Here is a 16,457-nt window from a genome sequence, read left to right on the forward strand (position 1 = left end):
CTCGGTGGTGCGGCGCTGTTCGCGATGGGGCTGGGGCTCGGCGTGCCGCTGCTCGTGGTCGGCATCGGTGCGGGTACGGTGCTGCCGCGCGCGAGATCGCGTCGAGCACGCGCCCGACGTCGGACAGCGCGGTCTGCGTGGAAGCTTGCGGCGCGGCGGGCGGGCCGCCGGCCGGTGGCGAGGACGACGCGCCGGTGCCCGGCGTGCCGACCTGCGAGGTCGCGCCGCCGCCGGCGGGCGCCGATACGGTGCCGGTCAGCAGGCTGTCGAGGCGGCTCGCCAGCAGCGCGGCCGCAACGGAATCGATACCGGTCATGATCGGAGCCTGCTCACCTCAGCCACATCGTTGCGAATCCGGGAGCGGCACGCCGGTGCCGCCCGCGGGAACGGCGCGCGTGCCGCGTGCGGTAACGGGCACGGGCGCCCCGCGCCCCGTCTCCCCGAAAAGCGGGCCCTACCCGCGCGCGCGGTAGAGATCGGTCAATACCTTGGTCGAGCGCCGCGCCTCGAACAGCGCGGACAGCCGCGCGACGTCCGGGCTCGCGAGATCGCGGATCGCGGCGTCGTCGGCCAGGATGCGGCGAATCAGGTCCAGCTTGCGGCCGAGATCCGATTCGTCGAGCGCGACGCCCGGATCGGCTTCCTTCAGCCCGTCGACGAGCTGCATGAATTCGGCCTGCAACCCCGGCAACGCGGCCCAGTCGGCGTCGCGCGCGGCGCACAGCATCCGGCCCGACACGGCTGCGAGTGCCTCGTAACGTTCGAAGTATTCGGCCTTGAGATTCATCGTGCTGCTTCCACTGCCTGTTGCGCGGCCATCCGCGCGACTTCCGGGGCGATGCCCGTCCATGCTTCCTCGAGCGTTGCGAGCAGCCCGTCGACCTCGACCAGCATCGCGTCGCTCGCCTGTGCGTTCGCTTCCAGCAGGCGCCGGCCGATATACGCATACAGCGCGTCGAGCCGGCCCGCGATCTCGCCGCCCGCGTCGCGGTTCAGCGACGCCTGCAGGCCGCTCTCGACGATCCGGATCGCCTTGCCGATCGCTTCGCCGCGCGCGGACACGTTGCCCTGCTGCAGGTGCATGCGCGCCAGCGCGATCGCCTGCCGCGCGCCCTGGTACAGCATCGCGATCAGCCGGTGCGGGGAGGCGCCCATCACCCCTGTCTCGACGCCGACACGCGCGTATGCACTGGCTCCAGCGTGTCCTGGGGAAAACATGCGCTTCTCCTTGTCATGCCTTGGCTATACGGGAGCCGCCGCCGTGCATCGCACGACGCGGCCTTCTCCGGAGTTATCGGAAGGGAATTGAAAAGCTTTAGGCGCGCGGGGCCGCCGCCGGGCGCGGGATGCCGGCCCGCCGGCCCCGGCCGGCAAGGGCGGAGGGCCGTCGCCGGGATGCCCGTCCCCGGATGGCCGCCCCGTCACACCGACATCTGCATGATGTCGTTGTAAGCGCTCACCAACTTGTTGCGGACCTGAAGCCCGAACTGGAAGCCGACGTTGGCTTTCTGCATGTCGACCATCACGTCGTTCAGCGACACGTTCGGCGCGCCGACCTCGAACGCCTGCGCCTCGCCGAGCGCGTGCTGCTGGTCGCCGCTGATCTTGTCGAGCGACGCCTTCATCGCGCTCGCGAACGTGCCGGCCGTCGCCGCGCCCGAGCCGGCAAGCGCCGCCGTCGGGCTCGCGACGCCGCCCGACGCCTGCGCGGCCATCGACTGCATCTGTTGCAACACCGAACCGATTCCGCTGACGTTCGCAGCCATGCTGTCCCCAGACCATAAGAGAAGAGACCCGGACGCACCGGGCGTTTCCGTCGGCGCCGCACCACGCGCACCATGCCGGATCGCAAAAAAGGATAGCAGCGCGCCGCGCGGCAAAGCCGAGAAAGTACGGGGGAAACCCCGCTCTTTTCGGTCGATCGGAGTACGGCCCGGATCACGATAATCGCATCGTGTCATTGTCCGCCCGCTCGCCCGAGCGAGCTCAGTCGTCCCGCTCCGGAGAAACTCGACGCATGGATTCGCAGGCCAACTCGCTGATCAACCCCGACGCCCGCGCGGGCCTCGCCAGCCCGGCGCCCGGCGCCGCCGCGGCCGCCGCGTTGCCGGGCGCGGGCGTCGCCGGCGCGGACTTCGGGCTCGGCGGCTTCGCGGAGCGCATTCCCGGCATCTCGCGGATGAAGGGCAACCCGAAGCTGCCGTTCCTGATCGCCGCCGCGCTCGCGATCGCCGCGATTACCGCGCTCGTGCTGTGGAGCCGGACGCCCGACTACCGCGTGCTGTACAGCAACCTGTCGGACCGCGACGGCGGCGCGATCATCACCGCGCTCCAGCAGGCAAACGTTCCCTACAAGTTCGCCGATGCCGGCGGCGCGATCCTCGTGCCGTCGAGCCAGGTACATGAAACGCGCCTGAAGCTCGCCGCGATGGGCCTGCCGAAAGGCGGCTCGGTCGGCTTCGAGCTGATGGACAACCAGAAATTCGGCATCAGCCAGTTCGCCGAACAGATCAACTACCAGCGCGCGCTCGAAGGCGAACTGCAGCGCACCATCGAATCGATCAACGCCGTGCGCGGCGCGCGCGTGCATCTCGCGATCCCGAAACCGTCGGTATTCGTGCGCGACAAGGAAGCGCCGAGCGCGTCGGTGTTCGTCGACCTCTACCCGGGCCGCGTGCTCGACGAGGGCCAGGTCCAGGCGATCACGCGGATGGTGTCGTCCGGCGTGCCCGACATGCCCGCGAAGAACGTGACGATCGTCGACCAGGACGGCAACCTGCTGACCCAGCCGGCATCGGCGTCCGGCCTCGACGCGAGCCAGCTCAAGTACGTGCAGCAGGTCGAGCACAACACGCAGAAGCGCATCGACGCGATCCTCGCGCCGATCTTCGGCGCCGGCAATGCGCGCTCGCAGGTCAGCGCGGACCTCGATTTCTCGAAGATCGAACAGACGTCGGAAAGCTACGGCCCGAACGGCGTGCCGCAGCAGGCCGCGATCCGCAGCCAGCAGACCAGCAGCGCAACCGAACTCGCGCAGGGCGGCGCGTCGGGCGTGCCTGGCGCGCTGTCGAACACGCCGCCGCAGCCGGCTTCCGCGCCGATCGTCGCCGGCAACGGCCAGAACGCGCCGCAGACGACGCCGGTCAGCGACCGCAAGGACCAGACGACCAACTACGAGCTCGACAAGACGATCCGCCATCTCGAACAGCCGATGGGCAGCGTGAAGCGGCTGTCGGTCGCGGTCGTCGTCAACTACCAGCCGGTCGCCGACGCGAAGGGCCACGTGACGATGCAGCCGCTGCCGCCCGCGAAGCTCGCGCAGGTCGAGCAGCTCGTGAAGGACGCGATGGGCTACGACGAGAAGCGCGGCGACTCGGTGAACGTCGTGAACAGCGCGTTCTCGACCGCGAGCGATCCGTACGCCGACCTGCCGTGGTGGCGCCAGCCCGACATGATCGCGATGGCGAAGGAAGCCGCGAAGTGGCTCGGCATCGCGGCGGCCGCGGCGGCGCTCTACTTCATGTTCGTGCGCCCGGCCATGCGCCGCGCGTTCCCGCCGCCCGAGCCGGCCGCGCCGGCGCTCGCGGCGCCGGAAGATCCGGTCGTGCTCGACGGCCTGCCGGCGCCTGTCAAGGCCGACGACGAGCCCGATCCGCTGCTGCTCGGCTTCGAATCCGAGAAGAACCGCTACGAACGCAACCTCGACTACGCGCGCACGATCGCCCGCCAGGATCCGAAGATCGTCGCCACCGTCGTGAAGAACTGGGTGTCCGATGAACGCTGAAGGCTTGACCAAGAGCGCGCTGCTGCTGATGTCGATCGGCGAGGAAGAGGCCGCTGAGGTATTCAAGTTCCTCGCGCCGCGCGAGGTGCAGAAGATCGGCGCCGCGATGGCCGCGCTGAAGAACGTCACGCGCGAGCAGGTCGAGAGCGTGCTGCAGGACTTCGTGAAGGAAGCCGAGGAGCACACCGCGCTGTCGCTCGATTCGAGCGAATACATCCGCTCGGTGCTGACCAAGGCACTCGGCGAGGACAAGGCCGGCGTGCTGATCGACCGCATCCTGCAGGGCAGCGACACGAGCGGCATCGAGGGCCTGAAGTGGATGGACTCGGGCGCGGTGGCCGAACTGATCAAGAACGAGCATCCGCAGATCATCGCGACGATCCTCGTGCACCTCGACCGTGACCAGGCGTCCGAGATCGCGTCGTGCTTCACCGAGCGGCTGCGCAACGACGTGCTGCTGCGGATCGCGACGCTCGACGGCATCCAGCCGGCCGCGCTGCGCGAGCTCGACGACGTGCTGACCGGCCTGCTGTCCGGCAGCGACAACCTGAAGCGCAGCCCGATGGGCGGCATCCGCACCGCGGCCGAGATCCTGAACTTCATGACGAGCGTGCATGAGGAAGGCGTGCTCGAAAGCGTGCGCCAGTACGACGCCGATCTCGCGCAGAAGATCATCGACCAGATGTTCGTGTTCGAGAACCTGCTCGACCTCGAGGATCGCGCGATCCAGATGGTGCTGAAGGAAGTCGAATCGGAAACGCTGATCATCGCGCTGAAGGGCGCGCCGCCCGCGCTGCGCCAGAAGTTCCTCGCGAACATGTCGCAGCGCGCGGCCGAACTGCTCGCCGAGGATCTCGACGCGCGCGGCCCGGTGCGCGTGTCCGATGTCGAGACGCAGCAGCGCCGCATCCTGCAGATCGTGCGCAACCTCGCCGAGAGCGGCCAGATCGCGATCGGCGGCAAGGCGGAAGACGCGTATGTCTGATTCGGCGAGCGATCGCGCGGGCACCCTCACCGCCTACCAGCGGTGGGAGATGGCGTCGTTCGACCCGCCGCCGCCCCCGCCGCCGCCCGACGACGCGGCAGCGGCCGCCGCCGCGCTCGCCGAGGAACTGCAGCGCGTGCGCGACGCCGCGCACGCCGAAGGCCATGCGGCCGGCCACGTCGAAGGCCAGGCGCTCGGCTACCGGGCCGGTTTCGAACAGGGCCGCGAACAGGGCTTCGAGGCCGGCCAGGCCGATGCGCGCGAACAGGCCGCGCAGCTCGCGGCGCTCGCCGCGTCGTTCCGCGAGGCCGTGTCGAGCGCCGAGCACGACCTCGCCTCCGACATCGCGCAACTCGCGCTCGATATCGCGCAGCAGGTCGTGCGCCAGCACGTGAAGCACGACCCGGCCGCGCTCGTCGCGGCCGTGCGCGACGTGCTCGCGGCCGAACCCGCGTTGTCCGGCGCGCCGCATCTCGCGGTGAATCCGGCCGACCTGCCCGTCGTCGAAGCCTATCTGCAGGACGATCTCGATACGCTCGGCTGGAACGTGCGCACCGATGCGTCGATCGAGCGCGGCGGCTGCCGCGCGCACGCCGCGACCGGCGAGGTCGACGCGACGCTGCCCACGCGCTGGCAGCGCGTCGCCGCCGCGATCGGCAAGGTGAGCACGTGGTGACGCGGTCGCCCGAATCGCTCGCGCATGACGGCATGACGCCGCTCGAGCGCGAACTCGCGCTCGCGTCGTTCGGCCCCGCTGGCGCGCACGACACCGCACACGACACGAAACCGCATGCGGCCGCTTCAACGGCTGCCGCACCCGACGCCGCGCCGCGCGCGCCGCACAATCCGCATCTCGCGCACTGGCGCACGCACCTGAACGGGCTCGCGGCGCGCAGCCACCGCGCGCTGCCGCTGCGGCCGTGCGGGCGCCTCACGCGCGCGGCGGGCCTCGTGCTCGAGGCGATCGGGCTGCGCCTGTCGGTCGGCGCCGAATGCACGATCGAATTGCCGCCCGGCAGCACGCTGCCGCACGCGGAAGCGGAAGTCGTCGGCTTTGCCGGCGACCGCCTGTTCCTGATGCCGACCACCGACGTTGCCGGCGTGCTGCCCGGCGCGCGCGTGTGGCCGCTCGAAAGCGCGCCCGTCGCCGATCCGCTCGCGGGCGCGAAGCGGCTGCCGGTCGGCTGGGAGATGCTCGGGCGCGTCGTCGACGCGTCGGGCCGCCCGCTCGATGGCCTCGGCCCGCTCGCATCGAAGGTCGATGCGCCGCTGTCGGCGCCGTCGATCAACCCGCTCGAACGCGAACCGATCCACCACGTGCTCGACGTCGGCGTGCGCGCGATCAACGCGCTGCTCACCGTCGGCCGCGGGCAGCGAATGGGCCTGTTCGCGGGCTCCGGCGTCGGCAAGTCGGTGCTGCTCGGCACGATGGCGCGCTATACGAGCGCGGAAGTGATCGTGATCGGGTTGATCGGCGAACGCGGCCGCGAAGTGAAGGAATTCATCGAACAGATCCTCGGCGAGGACGGGCTCGCGCGCTCGGTCGTCGTCGCGGCGCCGGCCGACGTGTCGCCGCTGCTGCGGATGCAGGGCGCGGCCTACGCGACGTCGCTCGCCGAATATTTCCGCGACCAGGGCAAGCACGTGCTGCTGCTGATGGATTCGCTGACGCGCTACGCGATGGCGCAGCGCGAGATCGCGCTGGCAATCGGCGAGCCGCCCGCGACCAAGGGCTATCCGCCGTCGGTGTTCGCGAAGCTGCCCGCGCTCGTCGAACGCACCGGCAACGGGCCGGAGGGCGGCGGCTCGATCACCGCGTTCTACACGGTGCTGACCGAAGGCGACGACCAGCAGGACCCGATCGCCGATTCGGCGCGCGCGATCCTCGATGGCCACATCGTGCTGTCGCGCACGCTCGCCGAGGCCGGCCACTATCCGGCAATCGACATCGAGGCGTCGATCAGCCGCGCGATGACCGCGCTGATCGACGAAACGCATCTCGACCACGTGCGGCAGTTCAAGCAGATGCTGTCGCGCTACCAGCGCAATCGCGACCTGATCGCGGTCGGCGCGTACGCACCCGGACGCGACGCGCAGCTCGACCGTGCGATCGCGCTCTATCCGCGCATCGAGGCGTTCCTGCAGCAGGGCTTTCGCGAATGCGCGCCGTTCGCGTCGAGCCTCGCCGGGCTCGATGCGCTGTTCGACGCTTACGGAGGCTGATCAAGATGGCTCACGGCTTTCCCCTTCAACTGCTGCTCGACCGCGCGCAGGAAGACCTCGACTCGGCCGCGAAGCAGCTCGGCACCGCGCAGCGCGACCGCACCGCGGCTACCGAGCAGCTCGATGCGCTGCTGCGCTATCGCGACGAATACCACGCGCGCTTCGCGCAATCCGCGCAGCACGGGATGCCGGCCGGCAACTGGCGCAATTTCCAGGCGTTCATCGACACGCTCGACGCCGCGATCGCGCAGCAGCGCAACGTGCTGGCCGCGGCCGAAGTCCGCATCGACGAGGCACGCCCGAACTGGCAACAGAAGAAACGCACCGTCGGCTCGTATGAAATCCTGCAGGCGCGCGGCGTCGCGCAGGAAGCGCGGCTCGACGCCCGGCGCGAACAGCGCGACGCCGACGAACACGCCGCGAAGATCCTGCGCATGCGGGCCGACGCGGCCCGCTCGTCGTAACCGACCACCGCATTCGAACGAGAGAACCGCCATGCCTCCCCTGCCCCTGCTCGGCGCGCTGATCGACACCGCCGGCGCCGCACTCAAGGCCGCCCGCGGCGCGGGTTCGTCCGGCACCGCCGCCGGCAACGACGCCGCGACCGCCACGGCCGCCGTGCCGTTCGCGCAGACGCTGAAGCAAAGCGTCGCCACGCGGCGCGACGCGGCGAATCCCGCCACGCCGGATGCTTCTACGACGCAGGCTTCGTCGAAGCCGGCTGCCGGCACGAAGCCGTCCGGCACCGACGACGATCAATCGACCGACGCCGCGACCGCCACCACCAACCCCGACGCCGGCGCGCTCGCGGCCGCCGCGGCCGTGCAGGCACAACTGCAGGCGCGCACGGACAATGCGACGCCGGCCGATGCCGCCGCTATCGCTACGGCTACGGCTACCGCTACCGCCGCCACTACCGTGCAAAAGACGGCCGTGTCCGGCCAACCCGATGCGACGGCCGCGCTGGCGGACCACGCGGCCGGGGATGCGGCCGCCCAGCCGGCCACGCCGGCGTCGAGCCGCGACGCGCTGCAAGCGGCGCTCGCCAAGCTGACCGGCGGCTCGGGCGCGATCGCGACGCCCGCAAGCGGCACGACGGCTTCGACATCGGTACCGGCATCGTCTGCATCCTCTGCATCGACCGCCGCCGCACCGCTGACGCCGAAGGTGCCGACGTTCGACCGCACGCTCGCCGACGCGAAAGGGGCGCTCGCCACGCAGCAGACGCCGACGCAGGCCACCGCGCAGGCGCTGCAGGCCGACGCGAACGCGCAGACCGGCGCGCAGCATGCGCTCGCGGCCGCCAGCGACGCAACGGACCCGGCCGCCAGCGCGACGCTCGCGGCCGGCGCATCGGCTGCGGCCGCGGCGCAGGCGAACCTGCAGTTGTCGCCGGCGGCGAGCGCGATCGCCGCGGCCAACACGCACGTGCTCGCCCCGCACGTCGGCACCGCCGACTGGACGGACGCGCTGAGCCAGAAGGTCGTGTTCCTGTCGAACGCGCACCAGCAGAGCGCCGAGCTGACGCTCAACCCGCCCGATCTCGGGCCGCTGCAGGTGGTGCTGCGCGTCGCGGACAACCACGCGCACGCGCTGTTCGTGTCGCAGCATGCGCAGGTGCGCGACGCGGTCGAAGCCGCGCTGCCGAAGCTGCGTGAAGCGATGGAAGCGGGCGGGCTCGGGCTCGGCAGCGCGACCGTCAGCGACGGCGGCTTCGCATCGCAGCAGCAGAACCCGCAACAGACCTTCGCCGGCGGCCAGTCGCCGCGCCGCGGGCACGGCGGATCGTCAGCCGTCGATGCACCCGCCGACGCTGCGCAATCCGCACCGGCCGCCGCGAGCGTGAGCCGCGCCGGCCTCGTCGATACGTTTGCATAGGGCCTGTTCCCGCTAATAACGGGCTTGCGAGCGTGCGTTGCCGGTCGTCCCCCAAGGGGGTTTCCTTCGGGCGCATGCAAGAGGTGAGGAGCACCGTTTGGCCGGTCCGAACGCGCCGACGGAAGTCCCCTTGCCGCCGCGCGGCCCGGTGCACGCTCAGCGGCCGTGCACCGCCGCGGCCGCCTCGCCGCGCGGCACGCCGCCCCTGCGCGCCGCGACGATGAAGTCCGCCGCGCGTTCGCCGATCATCACCGACGGCGCATTCGTGTTCCCGCCGACCAGCGTCGGCATCACCGACGCATCCACCACGCGCAGCCCTTCGACGCCGCGCACGCGCAGTTGCGGATCGACGACCGCGCGCGCATCGGAGCCCATCCGGCACGTGCCGACCGGGTGATAGATCGTGTCGGCATGCGCGACGATCGTCGCGCGCAGCTCGGCTTCGCTCTGGTCCGCCCGCGTGTACAGCTCGCGCCCGCCCTGCGATGCGAGCGGCGCCTGCGACAGGATGCGGCGCATCGCCTGCGTGCCGCGCACGAGCAGGTCGAGATCGCGCGTATCGCTGAAGAAACGCGGATCGATCAGCGGCGCGTCGCGCGCATCGCCGCTCGCGAGCGCCACCGTGCCGCGGCTGAACGGCCGCAGCGCGCATACGTGCAGCGAATAGCCGAAGCCCCAGTGCATCTTGCGGTTGTGGTCGTCGACGAGCGCCGTGCAGAAATGCAGCTGCAGGTCGGGACGCTCGAGCGACGGATCGCTCTTGATGAAGCCGCCGGCCTCCGCGACGTTGCTCGTCATCATCCCCGTTCGGCTCGAGAAATAGCGCGCGAGCGCGGGTGTCATCTTCGCGATCCCGCGCAGGCACACACCGACCAGTTCAGACGAATTCACGCGCGTGTTGATGATGAAGTCGATGTGGTCGATCAGGTTCGTGCCGACGTCCGGCGCATCCTGCACGACCGCGATCCCGTGCCGGCGCAATTGCTCGGCCGGGCCGATCCCCGAGCACATCAGCAGTTGCGGCGAATTGAACGCACCGGCCGACAGGATCACTTCCGCGCGCGCGCCGAGCGTCTCGACGCGGCCGTTGCGCGATATCGCGACGCCGACCGCGCGCTTGCCGTCAAAGCCGACGCGCAGCACCGTCGCGTCGGTGATCACGTGCAGGTTCGGCCGGTTGCGGCCATAGATGTAAGCGCGCGCGACGCTGCAGCGCGAACCGTCGCGGTGCGTGACCTGGTAGAAGCCGACGCCTTCCTGCGTCGCGCCGTTGAAGTCGTCGTTCAGCGGATAGCCGGCCGCGTGCGCGGCCTGGATGAATCGTTCGGAGAACGGATTGCGAAAGCGCAGATCCGACACCGACAGCGGGCCGTCCGCACCGTGCCACGCATCGGCGCCGCGCTCGTTGCCTTCCGCGCGGCGGAAATACGGCAGCACGTCCTGCCAGCCCCAGCCCGTTGCGCCGAGTTGCGCCCACTCGTCGTAGTCGCCCGGGTGGCCGCGCGTATAGATCATCGCGTTGATCGCGCTCGAGCCGCCCATCCCGCGCCCGCGCGGCTGGTAGCCGCGCCGCCCGCCGAGGCCCGGCTGCGGCACCGTCTCGTAGCCGTAGTTCGTGCCGAGCTTGAACGGCACCAGCGCCGCGATGCCGACCGGCATGTTGACGAGCAGGTTGCGCTCCGTATGCGAGCCGGCTTCGATCAGCGCGATCGTCGCGTCGGGGCAGGCATCGGCGAGACGGCCTGCCAGGCTCGAGCCGCCCGAACCGCCGCCGACGATGATGTAGTCGTATTGCATGTCACGTCTCCGTCGTGTCATGGAAGGCGCCCGGCACTGCCGCGCGACCGCGTCCCCTCTTGTAGTGTTCGGGCATTGTAGGAATGGCCGACATGCGCGCGGCGCGCGGATTCAAGAGCGATTCCTCTAAACGCCCGCGTGAACTAAATTTAAGATGTATCGATTCGCTTCGCGCGACGCGCCGGCCACGAGAAGCCGATCCGTCGCGAAACGGGAGAGACGACGATGCAGCGCCAGGTTCTGCAGGCCGTGTGTCGACCGGGTTGTCCGGATACACCGCACGCGGCCCGCATTTCATTTCAAACGACTGCCCGCGCGGGGACCTGCAGCGACATGCGCGCGGCCGATCGAAATCGAACGGCACGCGTGGTCGCCGACCGTTTGGACGGCTGTCCGCCGCAGCGGCGCGATGCGCTGCGACCCGCATTGGCGTGCGCGTTGCACTGCCCCGCTTCGCTGCACCGGCAAGCGCTCGCGCTGCAGCGTCGTGCGCCCGGCAACAGTCGTATCGCGCGGCGCGCGAACACGCCGCTGCGCGGTTTTCGGATGCGGATACCGTCGCGCGGATACGACGCCCGCCCCACGCTGCAACCGGTTTTCGAGCATGCGTCGCATCAGGCCCCGCGCCGCGCGACGCGCACCACCCCGATCCGCGTCGCCGCGCTCGCCGAGCGCTCGCGTGCGGCGTGACGGCTGGCCGACAAGCCAGACCCAACTGGAGGAGACAACATGAAGAACGACCTGCCCGAACTGGCCCCGCAAGCACTGTCGTCGGCCGACGCGCTGACGTCGCTGCTGCGCGACCAGCGCGCGGCCTACCTGCGCGCACCGTACCCGGCATGGGAAACGCGCGCGCAGCACCTGCGCGCGCTGCGCACGATGCTGATCGACAACGCGGACGCGCTCGCCGAAGCGATCAGCGCCGATTTCGGCCATCGCGCGAAGCAGGAAGTGCTGCTGTCGGAAATCTGGATGGCGAAGGAAGAGATCGACGACGCGCTCAAGCACGGCAAGCGCTGGATGAAACCGATCCGCAAGCCGATGAACAAGTGGCTGCGCCCGGCGCGCGCGAAGGTGATTCCGCAGCCGCTCGGCGTGGTCGGCATCGTCGTGCCATGGAACTACCCGGTGCTGCTCGCGGCCGGCCCGCTGATCTGCGCGCTCGCGGCCGGCAACCGCGCGATCGTCAAGATGTCCGAACTGACGCCGCGCACGTCGGCGCTGTTCGAGCAATTGATCGCGAAGACCTTCACGCGCGACCACGTCGCGGTCGTGAACGGCGATGCGGAGGTCGGCGCCGCGTTCAGCGGGCTGCCGTTCGATCATCTGCTGTTCACCGGCTCGACGCAGGTCGGCCGCCATGTGATGCGCGCGGCCGCCGACAACCTCACGCCCGTCACGCTCGAACTCGGCGGCAAGTCGCCGGCGATCGTCGGACCGAATGCACGCTTCGACGCGGCCGTCGACGCGATCGTCGCGGGCAAGACGCTGAACGCGGGCCAGACCTGCATCGCGCCCGACTACGTGTTGCTGCCGCGCGGCATGGAAGCCGCGTTCATCGAGCGGGCGCGAGCACGATTCGCGAAGATGTATCCCGACCTGTCGGCCAACGGCGACTACACGACGATCGTGTCGCCGCGCCATTACGCGCGGCTGCAGCAACTCGCGAGCGATGCGCAGGCGGCCGGCGCGCAACTGCACCCGCTGTCCGACGCGCAGTCCGACCCGGCGTCGCGCCGCTTCGTGCCGTGCGCGATCACGCAGGTGCCGGCCGCGTCGCAACTGATGCAGGAGGAAATATTCGGGCCGCTGCTGCCGCTCGTGCCGTACGAGCGGCTCGACGAGGCGATCGCATACGTGAATGCGCGCCCGCGTCCGCTCGCGCTCTATCTGTTCGACGAGGACGGCGGCACGATCGACCGCGTGATGCACGAAACGATCTCGGGTGGCGTGTCGGTCAACGAAACGCTGATGCACATTGCGTGCGGCAGCCTGCCGTTCGGCGGCGTCGGTGCGAGCGGCATGGGCGCGTACCACGGCTACGACGGCTTCGTGACGTTCTCGAAGATGAAGCCCGTGCTCACGCAGGCGCGCCTGAACGCGCGCAACCTGCTCGCGCCGCCGTACGGCAAGCGCTTCGCCGCGCTGATCAAGCTGATGCTGAAGTTCTGAACCGGACGGGCCGCGCACATCGCGCCGCGGCCCGCACACGCCTGCCGCGCGGTGCCGGTGCCGCGCGCGCCGTCACACGGGCCAGAGCGGCCCTTCCTGCATCGCGCCGATCTGCTCGCGCAGTTCGAGCACACGCGCTTCCCAGTAACGATGCGTGTTGAACCACGGAAACGCGGCCGGGAACGCGGGATCGTCCCAGCGCCGTGCGAGCCATGCCGCGTAGTGGATCAGCCGCAGCGTGCGCAGCGCTTCGACGAGATGCAGCTCGCGCGGCTCGAATTCGCAGAAATCCTCGTAGCCGGCCAGCAGGTCCGCCAGCGCGCGCGACGCGCCTTCGCGATCGCCCGGCAGCAGCAGCCACAGATCCTGGATCGCGGGCGCCATCCGGCTGTCGTCGAAATCGACGAAATGCGGGCCGCCATCGGTCCACAGCACGTTGCTCGGATGACAGTCGCCGTGCGTGCGCAGCAGGCGAATCTCGCCCGCACGTTCGAACGCGGCCTCGACACCTTCGAGCGCGAGCGTGACCGCCGTCTCGTACGCGGGTCGTACGTCATCCGGAATGAAATCGTGCGAGAGCAGGTAATCGCGCGGCTCATGGCCGAACGTCTTGATGTCGAGCACGGGACGCGCGACATACGGCTGCGTCGCGCCGACCGCATGAATCCGGCCGATGAAGCGGCCGAGCCATTCGAGCGTGTCGCTGCGGTCGAGATCGGGTGCGCGGCCGCCGCGCCGCTCGAAGATCGAGAAACGAAAACCGTCGAACGCGTGAAGCGTGCGGCCGTCGAAAGTGCGCGCAGGCACCGCCGGAATCTCGCGCTCGGCGAGTTCGGCGACGAACGCGTGCTCTTCGAGGATCGCATCGTCCGACCAGCGCGCCGGGCGGTAGAACTTCGCGACGACCGGCGGGCCGTCTTCGATGCCGACCTGGTAGACGCGGTTTTCGTAGCTATTGAGGGCGAGCAGGCGCCCGTCGGTGCGCAGGCCGGCCGGCATCAGCACGCTGTCGAGCGCGTCGAGCACGCACTCGGGCGTGAGGCCGGCGAACGGCGGGCCGGCGGGAGAAGCGGGAGCGGAAGTGGCGTCTGTCATGCCCCGCATTGTGCCGCCAGCCGGGCCGAAAGACGAGCGTCCGGTGCGGTGTTCGCTTAGTGGAGCGCCGCGCCGGCCGGCAGCACGGATTCGCCGGTGTCGATCAGATCCTCGAGAAAGAACGGCTCGGTGTTGAGTTCTTTCGACTCACCCGGCACGCCCGCGTACCAGGTCACCATGGCCATGTCGCCCAGGATGCGCTGGACGATGCCGCGCGCGCCCTTCGGCACCGCGATATGGGTAGTGCAGACAATCGACCCGACATGCATGATGGTTCCCCACTCTTGAATCTTGAAACCCGGCCCGCTGGCGAGCCGGCAAATGCGCGATCCGCGCCGCTCTCGACGGAGCGTTGCGCGTAATCCCATTGTTCACGGTTTATCGAAGCGCGAAAAGAAGAAGAAGCAGGCGAAGTGCCGCGAATTCGTCGAATGTCTCCAATCAACCACTGCGCCGCGCGTGCGCTTGCACGGGCGGACACCCCCATCATACCCTGTCGAATGTGACTGCCCGCCGAATCCGCCCGGCGCCGCGGCGCGCACGCGATCGACGCAATGCGCACATCGTTTGCCGCGTGCCGGGCCGCCAGGAGATTTCGCGTGACCGAGCCTGCCGGAACCGCGCCGCTTGCCTCGCACGCTACAGCCTCCTTCCCCCGTCTCGAACACGGCTCGCGCAGCCACCGCGCACAAGCGTCGCCCGGCATCGCTGCAACGCGTCTTTCGCCATGCGGGGCCGCCGACAGTTGTTGCGCCGGATGCCGACCTTGCAGTACCTTTGACGTTCATTCGCGTTCAACCGCATTCCGACACGATGCATCCGCTCACGTCCGCCCTCGCAAAATCCCGGCCGCAGTTCGACGCGCGGCCGCAGGCGTGCGCGCATCCGTCGGTCCTCCCGCCTCCTGTCGCACCGCCGCTCGTCGGCGCCGCGCCGCCCCCTCCGGCGGCACGCGCCGGCTGACCAGCCGGCTTCCGTTTCGTCTTTCATTCGCCCGTCGGCTTCGTTCGTGCGTCGTGACGCACGGCTCCCTGCTGCACGCGCGGATGGAACGTTCCGATCCGTTCGACAGGTGGATTCACATGGTTTCGTTCAAACGCGCGCTTGCCGCGCATGGAGCGACGTCGCTCTTCGTGCTGCTGTGGAGCAGCGGCGCGATCTTCGCTGAACTCGGTCTGCGTCACGCATCCGCGTTCGTCTTTCTCACCGCGCGTTTCGCGCTCGCGTCGCTCGTGCTGCTCGCACTGGCCTTCATGCGCAAACGCTGGCTGCCGCCGCACAGCGAGCGGCGCATGGCCGCGCTGACCGGCTTGCTGATGATGGGCGGCTATTCGATCTTCTACCTGCTCGCGCTCGAGCGCGGGATCGCGCCGGGCGTGCTCGCAACGATCCTCGGCGTGCAGCCGATCCTCACGCTGGCGATCGTCGAGCGACACTGGCAGCCCGTACGCGTCGCGGGGCTCGCGCTGTCGCTGGCCGGTCTCGCGCTCGTCGTATGCCGCGGCGTGGGCGATGCCGGCCTGCCGCTCGCGGGCATCGCGTGCGCGCTCACGGCGCTCGTCGCACTGACCGTCGGCTCGCTGCTGCAAAAACGCGTACGCGCGGCACCCGCCGACGTGCTGCCGCTGCAGAATGCGATCGGTCTCGCGCTATGCGTGGCGATCGTGCCGTTCCGGCCGATTTCGTTCGACCTGAGCTGGGCGTTCGTCGTGCCGCTCCTGTGGCTCGGCATCGTGATTTCGGTAATCGCGCAACTGCTGTTCTACCGGTTGATGCAGCGCGGCGATCTCGTCAACGTGACGAGCCTGTTCTATCTCGTGCCCGTCGTCACCACGCTGATGGATGCCGTGTGGCTCGGCAACCGGCCCGAACCGGTCGCGCTCGCCGGTATGGGCGCGATCATCGCGGGGCTCGCGCTCGTGTTCCGCGCACCGGCCGCACGCACGCAACCCGACCGCACGTAAACAAGTGGCGGGTCGCCGCGCCCGCAGGTGCGGCGGCCCGCATCGGACACATACGGCAATTCCGCGGGAATCGAAAGGAACGGGAAAGATACACGCAAGGCGTTCGTCGAGCTTGCGGGAAAAATGCGCGACGCCCGAGACTTTCCGCTGATTTTTAATGGTTCGGATAGCGAAAACATCGCCGGGTTGCCTATACTCGAATTGACCGCCCCGCTCGCAATCGGGTCGGACCAATACTAGAAATACCCGGCATGGGGCCGGAGTAACCGCTAAAGCGCTAACTCCGGCCGACACTGGAGACACGCATGACAACCTATTTCACGATCGGCGACTTCATTCTGTTGATCCCGATGGCGCTGGCCGGAGCGCTATTTCTCGGCGCGGTACCGTGCGCAACCGAATTCCGCCACAACCTGCTGCGCGTGCTGGGCGTCATCCTCGGCGTCGGCGTCGCGGTATTGCTCGTCGAAGGCCTGCCTGCACTGCTCTAGCAGCACACCGCGTGCCTGACGCGCATCGCTGCGCCGCAGCGATGCGACCTGCTGCCTGCAAGCCCGCG

Annotated in this window: 16 protein-coding genes and 1 pseudogene; 10 read left to right on the top strand and 7 right to left on the bottom strand. The window is 69.6% G+C overall.

What is annotated here, in order from left to right; genetic code table 11:
- From ACNQQL_RS28900 to fliE, 4 genes and pseudogenes are all read right to left on the bottom strand, one after another.
- Window positions 1-316: pseudogene (locus ACNQQL_RS28900) on the bottom strand (flagellar hook-length control protein FliK); the annotation flags it as partial.
- A gap of 138 nt (window positions 317-454) precedes the next feature.
- Entirely contained in the window at window positions 455-787 is a 333-nt protein-coding gene (locus tag ACNQQL_RS28905; RefSeq protein WP_072437572.1) for a flagellar protein FliT, read from the bottom strand.
- Window positions 784-1,218: a flagellar export chaperone FliS gene (fliS, locus tag ACNQQL_RS28910; RefSeq protein ID WP_034179304.1), complete on the bottom strand. Its 435-nt coding sequence runs from the start codon at window positions 1,216-1,218 to the stop codon at window positions 784-786. Before fliS ends, ACNQQL_RS28905 begins: the two co-directional genes overlap by 4 nt.
- A gap of 203 nt (window positions 1,219-1,421) precedes the next feature.
- Window positions 1,422-1,766 (bottom strand): flagellar hook-basal body complex protein FliE, encoded by a 345-nt coding sequence (fliE, locus tag ACNQQL_RS28915; protein ID WP_072437573.1) that lies wholly within the window; start codon window positions 1,764-1,766, stop codon window positions 1,422-1,424.
- A gap of 251 nt (window positions 1,767-2,017) precedes the next feature.
- On the opposite strand from fliE, the gene fliF reads away from it, so the two are divergent.
- From fliF to ACNQQL_RS28945, 6 genes are read left to right on the top strand one after another with little or no spacing between them, the layout of a single operon-like run.
- Complete coding sequence (fliF, locus tag ACNQQL_RS28920; protein WP_347067449.1) at window positions 2,018-3,784, top strand: flagellar basal-body MS-ring/collar protein FliF; 1,767 nt, start codon at window positions 2,018-2,020, stop codon at window positions 3,782-3,784.
- Complete coding sequence (gene fliG, locus ACNQQL_RS28925) at window positions 3,774-4,769, top strand: flagellar motor switch protein FliG (RefSeq protein ID WP_072437575.1); 996 nt, start codon at window positions 3,774-3,776, stop codon at window positions 4,767-4,769. Before fliF ends, fliG begins: the two co-directional genes overlap by 11 nt.
- On the top strand, window positions 4,762-5,445 hold the full coding sequence (gene fliH / locus ACNQQL_RS28930; protein WP_072437576.1) for a flagellar assembly protein FliH: 684 nt from the start codon (window positions 4,762-4,764) through the stop codon (window positions 5,443-5,445). The genes fliG and fliH overlap by 8 nt, the downstream gene beginning before the upstream one ends.
- The gene (fliI, locus tag ACNQQL_RS28935; protein ID WP_347067451.1) at window positions 5,439-6,992 is read left to right on the top strand and encodes a flagellar protein export ATPase FliI; all 1,554 of its coding nucleotides are present in this window, start codon (window positions 5,439-5,441) and stop codon (window positions 6,990-6,992) included. The genes fliH and fliI overlap by 7 nt, the downstream gene beginning before the upstream one ends.
- Window positions 6,993-6,997: 5 nt before the next feature.
- Entirely contained in the window at window positions 6,998-7,456 is a 459-nt protein-coding gene (gene fliJ, locus ACNQQL_RS28940; protein WP_347067453.1) for a flagellar export protein FliJ, read from the top strand.
- Between the two features lie 31 nt (window positions 7,457-7,487).
- Window positions 7,488-8,870, top strand: a complete 1,383-nt coding sequence (locus ACNQQL_RS28945; protein ID WP_347067455.1) for a flagellar hook-length control protein FliK — start codon at window positions 7,488-7,490, stop codon at window positions 8,868-8,870.
- A 156-nt stretch (window positions 8,871-9,026) separates the two neighbouring features.
- Here the strand turns inward: ACNQQL_RS28945 and ACNQQL_RS28950 are convergent, their stop codons facing one another.
- On the bottom strand, window positions 9,027-10,667 hold the full coding sequence (locus ACNQQL_RS28950) for a GMC family oxidoreductase (RefSeq protein ID WP_072437580.1): 1,641 nt from the start codon (window positions 10,665-10,667) through the stop codon (window positions 9,027-9,029).
- Between the two features lie 366 nt (window positions 10,668-11,033).
- Here ACNQQL_RS28950 and ACNQQL_RS28955 point away from each other — a divergent pair, with 366 nt between their 5' ends.
- Together ACNQQL_RS28955 and ACNQQL_RS28960 are read left to right on the top strand one after the other, a co-directional pair.
- Window positions 11,034-11,357, top strand: coding sequence for a hypothetical protein (locus tag ACNQQL_RS28955; protein ID WP_347067457.1), 324 nt, complete (start codon window positions 11,034-11,036; stop codon window positions 11,355-11,357).
- A 39-nt stretch (window positions 11,358-11,396) separates the two neighbouring features.
- A complete protein-coding gene (locus ACNQQL_RS28960; RefSeq protein ID WP_347067459.1) occupies window positions 11,397-12,839 on the top strand; it encodes a coniferyl aldehyde dehydrogenase in 1,443 nt (480 codons plus the stop codon).
- Window positions 12,840-12,911: 72 nt separating this feature from the next.
- On the opposite strand, the gene ACNQQL_RS28965 is transcribed toward ACNQQL_RS28960, so the two are convergent.
- Together ACNQQL_RS28965 and ACNQQL_RS28970 are read right to left on the bottom strand one after the other, a co-directional pair.
- A complete protein-coding gene (locus ACNQQL_RS28965) occupies window positions 12,912-13,934 on the bottom strand; it encodes a serine/threonine protein kinase (RefSeq protein ID WP_347067461.1) in 1,023 nt (340 codons plus the stop codon).
- 56 nt (window positions 13,935-13,990) lie between these two features.
- Complete coding sequence (locus ACNQQL_RS28970; RefSeq protein ID WP_004198969.1) at window positions 13,991-14,203, bottom strand: hypothetical protein; 213 nt, start codon at window positions 14,201-14,203, stop codon at window positions 13,991-13,993.
- Window positions 14,204-15,016: 813 nt separating this feature from the next.
- Here ACNQQL_RS28970 and ACNQQL_RS28975 point away from each other — a divergent pair.
- Together ACNQQL_RS28975 and ACNQQL_RS28980 are read left to right on the top strand one after the other, a co-directional pair.
- Entirely contained in the window at window positions 15,017-15,898 is an 882-nt protein-coding gene (locus ACNQQL_RS28975; protein ID WP_347067478.1) for a DMT family transporter, read from the top strand.
- A gap of 305 nt (window positions 15,899-16,203) precedes the next feature.
- The gene (locus ACNQQL_RS28980) at window positions 16,204-16,389 is read left to right on the top strand and encodes a hypothetical protein (protein WP_014895742.1); all 186 of its coding nucleotides are present in this window, start codon (window positions 16,204-16,206) and stop codon (window positions 16,387-16,389) included.
- The last annotated feature ends 68 nt before the right edge of the window (window positions 16,390-16,457 follow it).

The organism is Burkholderia sp. LFS061, from assembly GCF_047978125.1.
Classification (GTDB): Bacteria; Pseudomonadota; Gammaproteobacteria; order Burkholderiales; family Burkholderiaceae; genus Burkholderia; species Burkholderia pyrrocinia_C.

Bases quoted from the DNA above. Each gene is read 5' to 3' on its own strand.
- ACNQQL_RS28905 (WP_072437572.1), bottom strand. From the start codon at position 787: ATGAATCTCAAGGCCGAATACTTCGAACGTTACGAGGCACTCGCAGCC.
- fliS (WP_034179304.1), bottom strand. From the start codon at position 1,218: ATGTTTTCCCCAGGACACGCTGGAGCCAGTGCATACGCGCGTGTCGGC.
- fliE (WP_072437573.1), bottom strand. From the start codon at position 1,766: ATGGCTGCGAACGTCAGCGGAATCGGTTCGGTGTTGCAACAGATGCAG.
- fliF (WP_347067449.1), top strand. From the start codon at position 2,018: ATGGATTCGCAGGCCAACTCGCTGATCAACCCCGACGCCCGCGCGGGC.
- fliG (WP_072437575.1), top strand. From the start codon at position 3,774: ATGAACGCTGAAGGCTTGACCAAGAGCGCGCTGCTGCTGATGTCGATC.
- fliH (WP_072437576.1), top strand. From the start codon at position 4,762: ATGTCTGATTCGGCGAGCGATCGCGCGGGCACCCTCACCGCCTACCAG.
- fliJ (WP_347067453.1), top strand. From the start codon at position 6,998: ATGGCTCACGGCTTTCCCCTTCAACTGCTGCTCGACCGCGCGCAGGAA.
- ACNQQL_RS28945 (WP_347067455.1), top strand. From the start codon at position 7,488: ATGCCTCCCCTGCCCCTGCTCGGCGCGCTGATCGACACCGCCGGCGCC.
- ACNQQL_RS28950 (WP_072437580.1), bottom strand. From the start codon at position 10,667: ATGCAATACGACTACATCATCGTCGGCGGCGGTTCGGGCGGCTCGAGC.
- ACNQQL_RS28960 (WP_347067459.1), top strand. From the start codon at position 11,397: ATGAAGAACGACCTGCCCGAACTGGCCCCGCAAGCACTGTCGTCGGCC.
- ACNQQL_RS28965 (WP_347067461.1), bottom strand. From the start codon at position 13,934: ATGACAGACGCCACTTCCGCTCCCGCTTCTCCCGCCGGCCCGCCGTTC.
- ACNQQL_RS28970 (WP_004198969.1), bottom strand. From the start codon at position 14,203: ATGCATGTCGGGTCGATTGTCTGCACTACCCATATCGCGGTGCCGAAG.
- ACNQQL_RS28975 (WP_347067478.1), top strand. From the start codon at position 15,017: ATGGTTTCGTTCAAACGCGCGCTTGCCGCGCATGGAGCGACGTCGCTC.
- ACNQQL_RS28980 (WP_014895742.1), top strand. From the start codon at position 16,204: ATGACAACCTATTTCACGATCGGCGACTTCATTCTGTTGATCCCGATG.